Source organism: Arthrobacter alpinus, from assembly GCF_900105965.1.
Lineage (GTDB): Bacteria > Actinomycetota > Actinomycetes > Actinomycetales > Micrococcaceae > Specibacter > Specibacter alpinus.
Window position 1 is genome coordinate 622345 of the sequence record NZ_FNTV01000001.1, and the last position, 15270, is coordinate 637614.

Here is a 15270-nt window from a genome sequence, read left to right on the forward strand (position 1 = left end):
CCTACAGGAATACCCATTTTTAATATGCAGCAGGAGGACTTACATGGCTAAGGCAGAACCGGGCGAGCAAATGCGCTTGCTGGACGTTGCGGTGCTTGACGGCAAACTACGGGGACTGGACGTCCAAGCCAAGGCTTTGAAGGAAGACCCCAGGCTTCCGGATCTGCATTCGGGTCTCACAGTGGCAAAAAGCGATCTCGTTGTCCTTGACACAGCCGTCAGCGACGCTCAGCGTGCGTTGACAAAGTCCGAGGACGATGTGGCGGCCGTCGTTGCCCGTATCGAACGCGACGAAGCGAAGCTCAATAGCGGAACCGGCCTGTCCAAGGACCTCATGGCGCTGCAAAGTGAAATTGAGTCACTGACCAACCGCCGCGGCACCCTGGAAGATGTTGAGCTTGAGGCCATGGAGGCTTTCGAGGAAGCAACTGCCAAGGCTCAGGCCGAACGCGAGCTCGTGGCACAAATGCAGAGCGTGCTCGATGAAGTTCTTGACGAGGTGCGCAGCAAGCTAGGGGCTTTGAAGATGGAACGCGATGCCATCTTGGCCGAGCGCACCGACTTGGCAGCAACCTTCGCCCCTGACCTGATGGCTATCTACGACCGCTCACTTGCCAAATACGGGGTGGGCGCAGCGCGCCTGTTCCACGGCAAGTCTGAAGGTTCCGGCATGCATCTGAGCGCTGGCGACCTCGTTGACATCAAGAAAGCCAGCCCGGAGACAATCGTGATGTGCCCCGATTCCGGTGCCATCTTGGTCCGCTCTGCGGACTGGGGATAAAACCTTATCCGCTGCGAACGCCGGCCACGGAATTCGCAGCGGATAGATCCCGCCATCACCGACGGGACAACCCTGCGGGTTAGTCCGCCAGGATGATGTTCAGTGCGTGCGGCTTGCGGGCCGTTCCAGCAATGAGTTCCACAGTCCATTTCTCCCCGGCAGCCTTGGCCAATTGCGCAGGGGTTTGGGGATCCTTGCCGCGGCGGGTCAGTAGGTGCCGGGCCAGCTCGCCGCGGGTGTGCTTGGCAAAGTGTGAGACCACCTTGCGGACGCCGTCGCGCTCCGTGAAGACGTTGACCGCCACGGTCCGTTCCGGCTCTGGCGCCCACGCCGCTGCGTACGTGCTGGAGCGGCAGTCGACCAGCAGATGACCCTCGGTGTGCGGGGATACTGCCTCAGCCAACTTTGGTTTCCAATAGCTGGCCAGTTTTCCTGTGCCCGGCAGCCCCACGGACATCGATAGTCGGTAGGCGGGAATCCTGTCAGCAAAACCGACGGCGCCCCATAGCCCGGAGACAACAACGACGGCGGCGTCGGCCTTGCGCTTTTGGGGTGTGGTGAGGCTTTGGTAGCCCAAGGCATCGAACAGCACGCCCGAGTAAATACTATGCGCCGGTGCGGCAGGCTCGCGGGCCAAGCGCGTATTGCGGCTGACCTCGTGTACCAAGGACGCCCCGACGCCCAGATGACTGAGCGCGTCCTCTTGGGCAGACACCGCAGCCAAGGCCACGGCCACTTCCTGGCGGGCACCCGTCAACTCCGGAAAGCTCAATTCGGCAAGGTCAACGGGGGAGCCGGCATCGGCAGGAGTCTTGCCCTCGGAAGGGGGAAGCAAAATTAGCACCAGATGAGCTTATCGTTTGGCGGTCGGCCCCGGTTCACGGGCCGTGTACAGCAGGGTGTACCGCCAGCTCCAAAAGAGCGCCTGCGCTCCCTAAAGCCTTGTACTTGCTGATGCAGCGCCCACTTTGCCTATAGACCGGTCTAGTGAGTCGCCTCACGGAACTCGCCGGTAACAAGGGAGCCCTGACAGACTTGTCAGTGGCTTGAACCAAGGGTGTTTCAAGCTGGAAAAGGGTAACTATTGTGGTTCAACAACTCGTGGTAAACACTAGCGACGCCGTCCTTGACTCCTGGATCGAGCGCGAGACCATGGCCGAGGCCATGATTCCGCTCATCGGCAAGCTGTACCGTGAAAACAACGTGCTCACCAGCATTCACGGCCGGTCACTGATCAATCAATCGGTCATCAGCATCCTGAAGGCCCACCGCTTCGCCCGTCAGATCGACGAGGTTGAACTGCCGGTGGAAGAAACACTGCCCCTGCTGCAAGAACTCGCCAAGCTGCAATTGGGTGCCGCCTCCCTTGACCTGGCCCGCCTCAACGCCAGTTTCAAGGCCTCGGCTGAGGAATCCCTGGAGATCTTCCTGCGGACCGAGCTGGCCGAGATCGTCGACGGGTTCGGCGCGGACGAGCGCAGCAGCACAGATGTTGTCCTCTACGGCTTTGGCCGCATTGGCCGCCTCCTGGCACGCATCCTCATTGAACACTCAGGCGGTGGCCACGGCCTGCGCTTGCGTGCCATAGTGGTGCGCAAGGGTGGCGACATGGACCTGACCAAGCGTGCCAGCCTGCTTCGCCGCGACTCCGTCCACGGACCCTTCAACGGCACCATCACCGTTGATCATGACCGCAACATCATCCTGGCCAATGGAACAGCAGTTCAGGTCATTTACTCTGACAGCCCTGCCACCATCGATTACACCAGCTACGGCATCCACGATGCCTTGGTGGTGGACAATACGGGCCGCTGGCGCGACGAGGAAGGCCTGTCGCAGCACCTGCAGAGCACGGGAGTTGCCAGGGTTCTCCTAACAGCTCCGGGCAAGGGTGCGCTGAAGAACATCGTGCACGGTATCAACCACGGCACCATCGCACCCGAAGACAAGATTGTCACGGCAGCCTCCTGCACCACCAACGCCATCACCCCGGTGCTGAAGGTGCTCAACGACAAATTCGGCATTGTCCACGGCCACGTCGAGACGGTTCACTCATTCACCAATGACCAAAACCTCACGGACAACTTCCACAAGGGAGACCGTCGCGGCCGTTCCGCAGCCCTGAACATGGTGCTGACCGAGACCGGGGCGGCCAAAGCAGTGGCCAAGGCCCTGCCCGAACTCGAGGGCAAGCTGACCGGCAACTCGATCCGCGTGCCAACCCCCAATGTGTCCATGGCAATCTTGCACCTGACGTTGGAAAACGGCACCACCAAGGATGAGGTCAACACCTACCTGCGGGACATCTCGCTGCACTCGGGGCTGCGCAAGCAGATCGACTACATCGATTCCCCCGAAGTGGTCTCCAGCGACTTTGTCGGCTCGCGCCGTGCAGGAATCGTGGACGGGCTGGCCACCATCAGCACCGAAAAGAATTTGGTGCTTTACGTCTGGTACGACAACGAGTTCGGCTACAGCTGCCAGGTGGTGCGCGTCATGGAGGAGATGGCAGGAGTTCACCCCCGCCCGTTCCCCAGCCTCGAGCACGCCGCCGCCCAGCTGGGCTAGCAACTCAGGGGACGGCGTCGAACATTAATGCTCGACGCCGTCCCGTCCGTTCGCAGGGTGTCTCACGAGACGTTAGACTTGGTAGCTGGATAGGGCAGCTGGGCAACCGCGCGTCACGCAAGTGGCTCGAGGAACGTCCGGGCTCCACAGAACAGGGTGGTGGGTAACGCCCACTCGGGGTAACCCGCAGGACAGTGCCACAGAGAATAGACCGCCTGTGTTCCTCCAAGGATCTGCAGGTAAGGGTGAAACGGTGGTGTAAGAGACCACCAGTTCCCTAGGTGACTAGGGAAGCTAGGTAAACCCCACCCGGAGCAAGGCCAGACAGGGCATGATTGAGGGCTGTTCGCCCGAGTGCCTGGGTAGGCTGCTAGAGGGCGTCGGCAACGGCGTTCGTAGATGGATGGTTGCCTCTCCGCCACGGGCAACTGCGGCGGATGACAAAACCCGGCGTATCGGCTGCCCTATCCAACAAATTTCACCGATTCCGGCCGCCAGGCTTTCACCATGCGCAGAGTTCACAACGAATGTGACGCATGGTGCCGCGGGCGTCAAACTCACCATGAACGCTGCGCATGACGCCTGTGGATAACCGCGGGCCCGCGAGTTCGCTGCGTCTTAGACTTAAGCCATCACGATCCACACGCGGCCGCGATCGCCGGCCAGTCAGGGGTGGGCACCGTCCATGGCACGGCATGCACAGGTTTTCCGATCCCAACGCTCCGCACGCCAGCGGCATGGACGGGCACCCGTCCGCTCCGCCGTTGTCCTGGCCCTGATCGTCCTGGTGGTGCTGGTTGGATGGCTGCACAGTTCCGGGCGTTGGCCCTTTGAAGCCAATGCCGGGCCGCCACCGAAGCTCACGGCACTGCCGCCGGCACAGGGAAAACCCCTTGTCGCAGTGGGCCCGGGCACCGCATTGGCCCTGCTGGAAACCCTGGAGGTCAAGGGGAAAGCTTCCGGCAGCGACTATCAGCGCAGTGCGTTTGGCGAGGCGTGGGAGGACGCCGACGCCAATGGCTGCGACACCCGCAATGACGTCCTGCGCCGGGACCTGCAGGATGTCAGGTACGCGGAAAACTCACCGTGCCTCGTTGCCTCGGGTCTGCTCGCCGAGCCGTACACAGGGACGACCGTAGAGTTCCGCCGGGGCAAGGACAGCAGCGGCGCCGTTCAGATCGATCACGTAGTGGCCCTTGGCAATGCTTGGCGAACGGGTGCAGCTGCCCTCACCGCCGTTCAACGCCAAAGTTTGGCCAATGACCCCTTGAACCTCATGGCTGTGGACGGCCCGGCCAATGAGGAGAAGTCCGACGGCGATGCTGCCACGTGGCTGCCTCCGGCCAAAAAGATCCGCTGCCATTATGTTGCCCGCCAAATCTCGGTCAAGGCCGCCTACCGCCTCTGGGTGGCACCCGCGGAGAAAGCCGCCATGGTGCGCGTTCTCGGCTTGTGTCCACAACAAGAAAGCCTGCCCTCCGGCTACCTCCCTTAAAGGTGGGCACCGGTGGGCAGGCTCCGTGAGACTGCTGCTACATGGTGGTTCCGATTTCGGTCAACGGCAGATCCGGGTGGTTCTTCTCGACGCGGCGCATGGCCCAAACATCGTTGAAGAGGGCAAGGAATTCGCCGTCCGAGCGCTCCAGCACCTCAGCGCCGTGGAGGTTGGCCAGCGTGGCCGTTGCCTCCGGCGTCGTCAGCCTGGCGAGGGAGTACGGAAGGCGCTCCAGACGCATGGGGGCGTTGAAGTCGTGGTGCATGCGGTCCTCGACCACCTCGAACTGCATGGGGCCGACAGCGGCCAGTACAGGTGCCTGGTCTCCGCGCACGTCCGAGCGGAGCACCTGGATGACGCCTTCGTGCTCCAGCTGTTCGATGCCGCGCCGGAACTGCTTGTACTTGCTGGGGTCCTTGGAGCGTGCCACCTGGAAGTGCTCGGGCGCGAACAACGGGATTGCCGGGTACTCCACAGCCTCCTCGACGAAGAGGCTGTCACCCACGCGCAGGGCGGAGGCGTTGACCAGGCCGACGACGTCGCCCGGGAAAGCGGTGTCAATGACTTCGCGTTCGCGACCAAAGACCTGCTGGGCGTACTTCGTGGCAAAGGACTTGCCTGTGCGGGTCTGCGTGACAACCATGCCCCGCTCAAACTTGCCCGAACAGATGCGAATGAACGCCACGTGATCGCGGTGTGCCTGGTTCATGCCGGCCTGGACCTTGAAGACGAATCCGGAGAAAGGCGCGTCAACGGGGCGGGCGGTGCCGGTCACATCGGCGCGGGGTGAGGCTGGCGGAGCGAAATCCACCAACGTGTCCAGGATCTGCTTGACCCCGAAGTTCAGGGCCGCTGAGGAAAACAGAAGGGGGGTGGCCTTGCCGGCGTAGAAGGCCTCGAGATCCAGCGGGTTGGCTTCGTCCACCACCAGACTGGCCTCATCAGTGGAATCCGCCCACGCGGAACCTTCGGAGTTCGCCGCCTGTTCTGGGGTTAGGTACTCGGTCAGGGCGATCTGCGCGCCAGAGCTGTTGCGGGAAAACTTTGCGAACTCGTTGCGGCGGACGTCCCAGACGCCGCGGAAATCGCCGGCGATGCCAATGGCCCAGGTCAACGGCATGGGTGTCAGTCCGGTGCGCGCGGTGATCTCATCCATGAGTTCCAAGGGGTCCAGGCCCGGACGGTCCCACTTGTTAATGACTGTGATGATGGGAAGGTTGCGCTGGCGGCACACCTCGAACAGCTTCATGGTCTGGGTTTCCAGTCCCTTGGCCGCATCGACGAGCATGACGGCGCAGTCAACCGCTGCCAGAACACGGTAGGTGTCCTCGGAAAAGTCGGCGTGCCCAGGGGTGTCAAGGAGGTTGATGACAGTGTCCCGGTAGGAGAACTGCAGCGCCGCGGAGCTGATCGAGATGCCTCGGTCCTTTTCCATCTGCTGCCAGTCAGAGACCGTGTCCTTGCGGTTGGACTTGCCGTTCGTGGCGCCGGCCGTGCCGATGACCTTGGCATGCAATGCGAGTGCCTCTGTCAGCGTGGACTTACCAGCATCGGGGTGAGAGATGACGGCGAAGGTACGCCGACGCTCCGCCTGGCCGGAAATTTCGGTGGCGCGGGCGGGGGACTGGGCCGGAGAGGACACAAGACTACTTTCTAGCGGTGAAGAATTTTGGGGCGGGGCGCAACTATCTAGTTTACCGCAGCCTGCAGGGCGCGGTTCTTGGCCTTGTTTAGCGCGGCAAGGAAAGTGAACCAAATCCCAGCTGCCACGAACCGCCGGCATCGATGCGTTCCAGGACAATCCTTTGCAATGCGGTGGTGCGGGGGAGTGCGTCCAGGTTTTCCATACTGCGCGTACGGAAGGTGAAGTAGACGGCATCCGTTGGCTGGTCCATGGGGTCACCATAGGGAGTGAACCGGGCTGCAAACGCCGCGATGTTGGATTCCGGGTTCAAATGGTCCCGTAGATACGGGTCCAGCAGCCATGACTCACAATTGGCCGTGCGGACCGGCTTGTCTGGGAAGTGTTCGGCAAAGAATGAGGCAGCCTGGGCGAGGCTGTCCTGAACAACGGCGGTGGACAAGCCACCATCTTCGGGGATGTGGATGCCAAGAATCCATTCCCCCTCGTCGACGCCGGGGATGCTCGCCTTGGGTTGGTGAATCAGGTATTGCAGGCGGCCCAGCTGGTAGATCCGGCCGGAAAAGCTCTGGTTGAGCCACTTGTAGGTGTCCATGCCAAATCTGTTGTGAACACGGCGATTGATGGCCATATTGCGGCCAAAATCTGCCAAAGTAGCGCGTGAGATTGCCTCTGAAATGCCCCGCGCGCCGTGCCACGCAACAATTGCCGGAACAAAGCGCATCATGGCGCTGAGCCAATCCAATTCCGTGACGGGGTTCTCGGCGGTGCCCAGTGTGGGAATGGATTCCTCTGAACTGCCCAACTGTGTGGCCAAGAATGCCAGGACTTCCTCAACGGCGGGGGAAGCCGGAGCGTTCAACAACGCGAGGGACTCGGCCTGGTCCTCTTGCGCAATGTTGAGGTATTCAAACGTCAGGGCTGGGCTCATGGCGGTCCGCAAGGTCATGTGCCCAGCCTACCCAACTGAGCGGGGCCAAAAATCAAAAAAAAGAATGGGCAGTAGTTGTCTGTCGTGAAAGCACGATCAACTACTGCCCATTCTTTTGTCATGGCCGGGTATTTCCATCCGTCATGGGTGCAAGTGCGCAGGATGCGGCTACTTGGCTGCCTTTGGCTTCTGATCGAAAAGGGTCTCAGCCTGTTCGAGTGACATGCCGTTGGTCTCCGGGATCTTGAACATCACGAAGAAGAACGATGCCACGGCGAACAGCGCGTACATGCCGTAGGTCAGCGGCAAGGATGCCGCGGCCATGGACGGGAACGTCAAGGTGATGGCGAAGTTCGCAATCCACTGGGCAGCGGCGGCCAGGCCGAGGGCCCTGGCGCGAATGCGTGACGGGAAGATCTCACCCAGGAGAACCCATACCAGCGGGCCCCAGGAAGCGCCAAAGCTGACGACAAACACGTTGGCGGCGACCAGGGCAACCGGACCCCAAGCGCCCTGCAGGGAGATTTCGGAGCCCGTACCCGTTGCTGCGGAGAACGCCAGAGCCATGGTGCCCAAGGAAAGGGCCATGCCAATGGAACCCACCAGAAGGATGGGGCGTCGGCCAATCTTGTCGACCAGGGCAATGGCTACCAAGGTGACCAAGATGTTGACGATTGCCGTCACCACGGAGATGGTCAGCGAGTCTTTTTCCTGGAAGCCGACTGCCTTCCACAACGTAGTGGAGTAGTAGAAGATCACATTGATGCCAACGAACTGCTGCAGCATGGAGAGGATGATGCCGATCCACACCACCGGCATCAAGCCAAAGCGCTTGCCGCGCAGCGAGCCCTGGCGTGCAGCCAACTTATCTGCGTGGACAGCATCCAGGATTTCGTTGATGCTGATTTCAGCGTCTTCGTTCGGTGCAATGGTCTTGAAGACCTTGGCGGCCTCGTCTTCCTTGCCCTTCAGGACAAGGTAGCGAGGGGATTCGGGCAGCTTCAAGGCGATAAGGAAGTATGCGACGGCGGGCACGGCGGCAGCCAGGAACATCCAGCGCCAGGCAGGCAGCCCAAACCACAGCTCCTGCGCGGCACCACCGGCGGCATTGGCGAACAAGGCATCCGAGAGCAACGCGGCAAAGATACCGATCGTGATGGCCAGCTGCTGCAGCGAGGCCAGCCGGCCACGGTGCTTACGGGGCGAAATTTCAGAGATGTACGCCGGGGCAATGACGGAGGCCAGACCGATGCCCAAACCTCCCACCAGACGCCAGAAGATCAGGTCGTAGACTCCGAAAGCAAAGCCGGTACCCAGTGCGCTGACCAGGAACAGCACGCCACCAATTTTCATGGCGGGGATGCGGCCCCTGGCGTCTGCAATGCGCCCGGCCATGTAGGCGCCAACGGCACAGCCCAAAAGTGCCACGGCGACGGCGAACCCTGTGACTGCATCGCCAAGGACGAAATCATCTTGCAAGGCATCGACGGCGCCGTTAACTACCGAGGAATCAAAACCGAAGAGGAATCCTCCCACGGCGCCGGCGACGGCAAGTCCAATGACCTTGCGTGGTATCGGCGTTGTTGGTGATTTTGGCGTAGCAGTCCCGGACATGGTTCCCCTTTGAAGCCGCCACGCAAAAGATCGTGGCCCGTTTGAAAAAAGTGCTTAGTAATTCCAAATGGTAAAGCTACTCCATGCTGGCGAGCCCAACGAACTGCAGGCGCCTAAACCGGCCGTGACAAATGACTCATGGGATGTGCGTCACGGCAAGGGGGTGGTCCTAGTGACCAAACGGGTCTGGATCCACGCCGGGCATCCACGTCAGGCCCGGAACACCCCAGCCGAGGCTCTTGGCGGAGCGCCGGGCCTTTTTTGAGTAGCGGGCGTTGAGCCGATCCACGTAGAGCTTTCCGTCCAGATGGTCGTACTCATGCTGCATGCAGCGAGCAAACCAGCCGGTCGCCTCAAAGTCCAGCGGATTGCCCTGCGCATCGAATCCGCGAACCCGGACCCATTCGGCGCGCTTGAGCGGAAAATCGATTCCCGGAACGGAAAGGCATCCCTCTACCTCGTCATCGGGATCCGGGGTGTTGCCGGAGATCTTGCCAACGGTCAGCGTGGGGTTCACAACAACGCCACGGGAGGGGACGTCGTCGTCGTTTTCCATCTTGTAGGTGAAGATGCGCAGACCCACGCCGATCTGGGGTGCTGCCAGGCCAACGCCGTTGGCAGCGTCCATGGTCTCGTGCATGTCCGCGATGAGGGACGCGAGTTCCGCATCAAAGGCTTTGACCTCATCGGCACGGCGGTGAAGAACGGGCTCACCCAAGATGGTCACGGGGCGGATGGTCATGAGGACTTCCTTTTCACGCTGGCAACAATTTGCAAGTTTACAAAAGCTATGGGGCAAAGAAAAACACCCCGATCAATTGACCGGGGTGTTTATCGTGATTCCAGGTGAACCACACATGGGGTGAGATACGGGGTTTGAACCCGCGACCTCCTGGACCACAACCAGGCGCTCTGCCAACTGAGCTAATCCCACCATGTCCGCCGTAGGCTTGGAAGTTTTACCCTCCGTGCTTGTGGCAACGACGAATAGTCTATCCGATCTAAAAGGGGGTCAGGACCAAAAGAGGCCTTTTTTGCCTATTTGTGACCTAGATCGCGTCGCAGCGGAGCAGATTCCGCGAAAATACGCGGAATCTGAATCTAGAACTTGGCAGAAATCTTTTTCGCGGTCTTAGAATCCGGGCCCGGGGCCGGCACGAACACTGCCTCGCGGTAGTACTTAAGCTCGTTGATGCTGTCCTTGATGTCCCCGAGTGCCCGGTGGTTGCCGGTCTTGGGGGGCGACTGGAAGTAGGCGCGCGGGTACCAACGCCGGGAGAGCTCCTTGATGGTGGAAACATCGATGACACGGTAGTGCAGGTGCTCCACCAGCTCGGGCATGTCGCGGACCAGGAACACCTTGTCGGTGCCAATCGAGTTGCCGGCCAGCGGTGCCTTGTTGGCAACGGGCACGTGCTCACGAATGTAGGCCAGCACCTGGGCCTGGGCGTCTTCCATTGTGGTTCCATCGGCCAGCTCGTCGATCAGCTTGGAGGTGGTGTGCATGTTGCGGACAAAATCGCCCATCTGCGCCAAGGCCTCGTCGCTGGGCTTGATGACAACGTCAACGCCCTCGCCCAAGATGTTCAATTCGGAGTCCGTGACGAGCGCCGCAACCTCGATCAGGGCGTCGTTCTCGGCATCCAGGCCGGTCATCTCACAGTCAATCCACACAATGCGTTCATTAGTAATAGCCACCTCACCAATGTACCGCTAACCGCACGCCCGCCGCCGCGCTGGTAAAATTAGGCACGGCAAAGCCTGTGCTGCCTTTTTATCTAGTTGCAGGAAAATTACTTACGACGGCTGGAGACTTTCGATGGCAGCCCTGCCTTCCGCACGGCGGCAGCCGGCCGCGTCCGCGCCGAGACCGTGGATTGCTGTGCTCGAAGGCTTCATCGGCTCCGTCTTGATCCTGGTGGGCTCCGTAGGAGTTGGCTGGATTGCCAACGGTTCGCCCATGATTCGCAATTCCCTGGTCATCGCCATGCGCACCGAAGGCGCAGGCGTGGTGACCTCCACGGTTCTCTTGACGCTCGGAGCCATGCTCCTGCTGCGCTCATGGCTGCGCCTTGGCCAGAGCCTCATCAACTGGGGTCCCGGTTCCTTGAAAACCGTGGTGGTGGCGGTGATTGCCTGGGGCGCACCCATGATGCTGGCCGTGCCCATTTTCTCCCGCGATGTCTATGCCTACACAGGCCAGGGCAGGCTCATGGCGGAAGGGCTAAACCCTTACACCTACGGCATCTCGGCTCTCAGTAACTGGTTCATGTTGGGCACAGACCCCTCATGGGCGGAAAACCGCACACCCTATGGCCCCTTGTTTCTCTGGCTGAGCCGCGGCGTCGTGGCCTTGACGGGAGCGCAGCCGGACATTTCCGTGCTGCTGTTCCGGGCCATCGCATGCATCGGTGTGGCCCTGTGTGTGATCTTCGTGCCCAAGTTGGCGCAACTCCAAGGTGTGAACGGTGCCCGGGCCTTGTGGCTCTCGGTCGCCAACCCGCTGTTCCTTCTATCCTTTGTTGCCAGCGCTCACAACGACGCCTTGATGGTGGGCCTGGCTGTTGCGGGTGTTTACTGTGCCGCCACACGACGGGGATTGCTCGGCGTGGTTCTTGTCACTGCTTCGATCGCGGTCAAGCCCATAACAATTGTTTTGCTGCCGTTCATCGGCTTGTTATGGGCAGGTCACGCCGCAGGCTGGGGGCGCAGATTCCTCTTCTGGGCGGCCACCGGGTCACTTAGCCTGGCCATGCTGTTGCTCATGGGCCTGCCAGGGAATGTGGGGTTGGGCTGGACCTGGGCCCTTACCGACGCCACGCCCGGCTACACGGGCTATTCTCCTTCAGGATTTGGCGGTCAAATGCTTGAGGCGCTGGGCAACCTTGTGGGGCTCGATGGCATGGCCATAGGCAACGGGTTCCGCTCCTTGCTGACCGTGGCGAGCATGGGGGTCGCCGCCTGGTTGGTCCTCTTTGGTGACCCCAAGCAAGTGGTGCGCCGTGCCGGATTGGCGTTTGCCGCCGTGGTTCTTATGGCGCCCATCATTCAGCCCTGGTACATCCTGTGGTTCCTGCCGTTGGTGGCGGCGACGGGTATCCGCAACAACTGGCAGATCAAGGTTTGCTACGTGGTGATCGGCTTCTTTGTCGTATTCGGGGCCCAGGACCAGCTCTTCGTGTGGGACTTTGTGAAGCTGCAGGTCGGTTCCGGCACGCTGGCAACCGCTGTGGCATGGACCGCCGTGTTTTATCTGTTGGTGTTGGACGTCCACACCCGCAAGCTGCTCTTTAGCAAGGAATCAGACGTGGATGCCCTGCGTTCACAACCAGACACGCTCACAACAGTTCCACGGCCGCCAAGGTAGCCGGTCCGCGTCGAAACTCACATGAGTCAACGCTGATTTCGAACCGGACCGGCTACTTCGGCGTTACAACGGGGAGGGCTTCCGGTGAACTTGCGCTCTTGCCCAGCTCCACGGTGCGTTGAACGGCCCACACGAGCAGTGTCACCAGCAGCACGTTGCGGATGGTCAGCACGGCCGCCATAATCGGGTTTGCGTGGATCAGCGGCGTGTAGAACAACGGGTAGATGATGAATGTGGTGAAGGCGATGCCCATCAGGAGGGTTGCCGGAATCTTCCAGCGGTCCCAATCGTGCACCAAGCCGGCAACCACCACGGGCAGCAGCCAGATGATGAACTGCGGAGAGCCAACCTTGTTGAAGACAATGAAGGCCGTGACCATCAGAAGTGAACCCTCCAGGATCAACTCCTCGCGCTGGGCGCCGCGGCGCAGAGCCCACAGCATGAGAAGGGCTCCGGTCAGGGTCGCAACGATGAGCAGCGGCTGCATCAAGGTGGCGGCAATTTCGGCTCCGGGTCCGTAGACCTCGGTTGAGTTGATGGCCACGTTGTCGGCAATCTTGGAGCCACCAATATTGAACACGCTGAGCCATACCCACGGGGTGGAGAACGTGGCCTCGAGCTGCATGCCGCGATCGCCCTGGTTGATGGCAAAGTCGAGCAGGTGCGAGCCTGCCCCGGTGAGGACTGCCACGGCGGCCACGGCTGCGGTCACCGCCACGCCCGTCAGGAAGATCTGAACACGCTTGGCGCTGGCAATGAGCAGGGGAGCGATCACTGCTGCCGGCCACACCTTGATCCAGGTTGCCGCCGAGAGCAGGAACGCGGCAACAATGGGCCGTTCGACCGCGTACAGCAAGGCAATGAGCACCAGCGAGGTTGTGATGCCTTCCACGCGGGCAAAACTCAAGAAGCCCATGAACATGGTGAAAAACAGCCAAAACCAGGCCGGGGCAATGCCGCTATGGGAACGTTTTCCCCGTGTCAGGAACACCATTCCAAGGGCGTTCAGGGCAATGACGATCAACGTCCAGCCCAAAAGATACAACGACGGGCCAAACATGTTTGCCGCAAAAATGGGAAGCTGCGCCAGCAGCGGATACACCCAGGGGCTGATCACATCGCCCAGATCGGATGGGTTGTAGCCCAAGAGCGCCCACTGACGGTACTGCTGGGTGTCGCTGAACGTGTCGCCGTGGATGATGAAGCTCATCATCCAGGCGAGGAAAAAGCCATGGACGACGGTGAAGCCCCACCATACGCTCGAAGGCGTGCGGAACCAGGCAATCACCTTGGGCGAAAGAATCGCGTTACGGAGGTCCGTGGCCCGAGTCAGGACCCTGTCAAAGCGTGGAGCAGAAATCTTAGGACTCCTTGGTCAGGGAATCAGCAGCCGAGGTTGAGGCGGCACTGCCGGACTCTTCCCCGGCGATAGCCGGGGTGCCCGCCGAGGCGGGTACGGCGTCGTTCTTGGGGTGATCATGTCGGGGGATCAGGCCAGGGTTGCGGCCCATCAGGAACAGCTGGCGCACGCTCCACACGAACAAGACCACCAGGAGCAGGTTGCGCATTGTCAGCACACCAGCCATGAGCGCGTTGTTGTGGGACAAGGCATCGTAGAAGAGCGGGTAAACCATGAACGTCAGGATGGCCACGCCAATGAGCATGGTGGCCGGGACGCGCCACGCCTTCCACTGGTAGGACAGGCCGACTGCGACGGCGGGAGCCAGCCACACCATGAACTGCGGCGAACCCACCTTGTTGAAGACCACAAAGGCGGTCACGAGCGCGAGTGCACCAAAGAGCAGGAGCGCGGTGCGATCGGCCCCGCCATTGCGCTTTCCGGTGTGCAGGGCCCAGAAAACCAGCCCGGCAACGAGCAGCGCGGCGGCAACAAGCAGCGGCTGCATGAGCACGCTCATGATCTCGGAACCGGGGCCGTCCACCTGCATGGAGTTGATGTCCTGATTCATGTACATGCGCGCACCGCCCAAGCCCAACACGCTCATCCACAGCCATGGCGTGGTGAAGGTGGCCTCGAGCTGCATGCCGCGATCGCCTTGTTCCAACAGGAAATTCAGCAGCTTCGGCAGGGCATTCATGCTTAGCGCCATGCCCACCACCAGTGCGGTCACCAGCACACCGGCCAACACCACCTGCACTCGCTGCCGGACTACTGTGAACAAGGCAAGGACGACGGCGGCCGGCCAGACTTTGGTCCACGTGGCCACACTGAGAATGAACGATGTCAGGAACGGGCTCGCCACACCGATCGACAGTGCGATCAGGACGACCGGCGCCGTCAATCCGTCAACACGGGCAAAGCCCAGCCACGCCATCAGGGCTGTGAACCCGGTCCACCACAGGGCGGCCGGAATGGCCTCGCGCTTTTTGCCCCAGCGCGTGAGTTTTCCCACGGCCAACGTGTTCAGTGCGGCGATCATCAGGACCCAGATGAACAGGAACGGCCCGCTGCCAAAGATGTAGGCAATGGCCATGGGAATCAAGGCCAGTATTGGGTAGACCCACGGGCTGGGACCGGTCACGAGGGCTTCGTTGAAGTCCACGGATGCCCAAATGCGGTAGATAAAGGTGTCGCTAAACGCCTCGCCGCGCAGTGACAGCAGCCCCGCCAGTAAGAGGAACATCACATGTACAGCACCAAAGATGGTCCACATGCCGCGTGGAGTTCTCAGCCAGGTTTGGGTCCGGGCGGGCAGAAGCGCGTCCCGGAATCGGGCAAGGGCGGCAAAAAACGTATCCGTGGAGATGGTCCAGTCCTTCGTAGCAGTGGTGACGCCCGGGCGCAGCACGCGTGCGTGGCGCAGGTCCAGTGGTCGTTTCCAAGGAATTGACCGGGTGAAGTGGGTAGAAT

12 protein-coding genes, 1 tRNA gene and 1 other RNA gene are annotated in these 15270 nt (G+C 61.0%); 5 read left to right on the forward strand and 9 right to left on the reverse strand.

All coding sequences use genetic code 11. The annotated features are described in order from the left end of the window. The first annotated feature begins 43 nt into the window (after positions 1-43). Positions 44-781: a zinc ribbon domain-containing protein gene (locus tag BLV41_RS02815; RefSeq protein ID WP_074710335.1), complete on the forward strand. Its 738-nt coding sequence runs from the start codon at positions 44-46 to the stop codon at positions 779-781. Between the two features lie 79 nt (positions 782-860). Here the strand turns inward: BLV41_RS02815 and BLV41_RS02820 are convergent, their stop codons facing one another. Then, positions 861-1625: a YaaA family protein gene (locus BLV41_RS02820; RefSeq protein WP_074710337.1), complete on the reverse strand. Its 765-nt coding sequence runs from the start codon at positions 1623-1625 to the stop codon at positions 861-863. Positions 1626-1882: 257 nt separating this feature from the next. On the opposite strand from BLV41_RS02820, the gene BLV41_RS02825 reads away from it, so the two are divergent. The 3 genes from BLV41_RS02825 to BLV41_RS02835 all read left to right on the forward strand — a co-directional run bounded on the left by BLV41_RS02825 (position 1883) and on the right by BLV41_RS02835 (position 4844). Continuing rightward, positions 1883-3349 (forward strand): glyceraldehyde-3-phosphate dehydrogenase, encoded by a 1467-nt coding sequence (locus tag BLV41_RS02825; protein WP_074713072.1) that lies wholly within the window; start codon positions 1883-1885, stop codon positions 3347-3349. Between the two features lie 90 nt (positions 3350-3439). Further along, an RNA gene (gene rnpB / locus BLV41_RS02830) (RNase P RNA component class A) lies at positions 3440-3820 on the forward strand. A 214-nt stretch (positions 3821-4034) separates the two neighbouring features. Beyond that, positions 4035-4844, forward strand: coding sequence for an HNH endonuclease family protein (locus BLV41_RS02835; RefSeq protein WP_074710339.1), 810 nt, complete (start codon positions 4035-4037; stop codon positions 4842-4844). Between the two features lie 37 nt (positions 4845-4881). On the opposite strand, the gene BLV41_RS02840 is transcribed toward BLV41_RS02835, so the two are convergent. The 6 genes from BLV41_RS02840 to orn all read right to left on the reverse strand — a co-directional run bounded on the left by BLV41_RS02840 (position 4882) and on the right by orn (position 10729). After that, positions 4882-6486 carry a peptide chain release factor 3 gene (locus BLV41_RS02840; protein WP_074710341.1) on the reverse strand — a complete coding sequence of 535 codons (1605 nt, stop codon included), beginning with the start codon at positions 6484-6486 and terminating at the stop codon, positions 4882-4884. A gap of 88 nt (positions 6487-6574) precedes the next feature. Then, positions 6575-7435: an acyltransferase domain-containing protein gene (locus tag BLV41_RS02845; RefSeq protein WP_044572377.1), complete on the reverse strand. Its 861-nt coding sequence runs from the start codon at positions 7433-7435 to the stop codon at positions 6575-6577. Between the two features lie 150 nt (positions 7436-7585). Then, the gene (locus BLV41_RS02850; RefSeq protein WP_074710343.1) at positions 7586-9031 is read right to left on the reverse strand and encodes a sugar porter family MFS transporter; all 1446 of its coding nucleotides are present in this window, start codon (positions 9029-9031) and stop codon (positions 7586-7588) included. 169 nt (positions 9032-9200) lie between these two features. Continuing rightward, positions 9201-9773 carry a peptide deformylase gene (gene def, locus BLV41_RS02855; protein ID WP_044572382.1) on the reverse strand — a complete coding sequence of 191 codons (573 nt, stop codon included), beginning with the start codon at positions 9771-9773 and terminating at the stop codon, positions 9201-9203. A gap of 116 nt (positions 9774-9889) precedes the next feature. Further along, positions 9890-9965, reverse strand: a tRNA-His gene (locus BLV41_RS02860). A 167-nt stretch (positions 9966-10132) separates the two neighbouring features. Beyond that, positions 10133-10729: an oligoribonuclease gene (orn, locus tag BLV41_RS02865; protein WP_044572384.1), complete on the reverse strand. Its 597-nt coding sequence runs from the start codon at positions 10727-10729 to the stop codon at positions 10133-10135. Positions 10730-10850: 121 nt separating this feature from the next. Between orn and mptB the strand changes: the two genes are divergently transcribed. Then, on the forward strand, positions 10851-12398 hold the full coding sequence (gene mptB, locus BLV41_RS02870) for a polyprenol phosphomannose-dependent alpha 1,6 mannosyltransferase MptB (protein WP_074710345.1): 1548 nt from the start codon (positions 10851-10853) through the stop codon (positions 12396-12398). Between the two features lie 52 nt (positions 12399-12450). Here the strand turns inward: mptB and BLV41_RS02875 are convergent, their stop codons facing one another. Then, positions 12451-13611, reverse strand: a complete 1161-nt coding sequence (locus BLV41_RS02875; protein WP_342028163.1) for a hypothetical protein — start codon at positions 13609-13611, stop codon at positions 12451-12453. A gap of 148 nt (positions 13612-13759) precedes the next feature. Beyond that, positions 13760-15166: a glycosyltransferase 87 family protein gene (locus BLV41_RS02880; protein WP_074713073.1), complete on the reverse strand. Its 1407-nt coding sequence runs from the start codon at positions 15164-15166 to the stop codon at positions 13760-13762. Between the last annotated feature and the right edge of the window lie 104 nt (positions 15167-15270).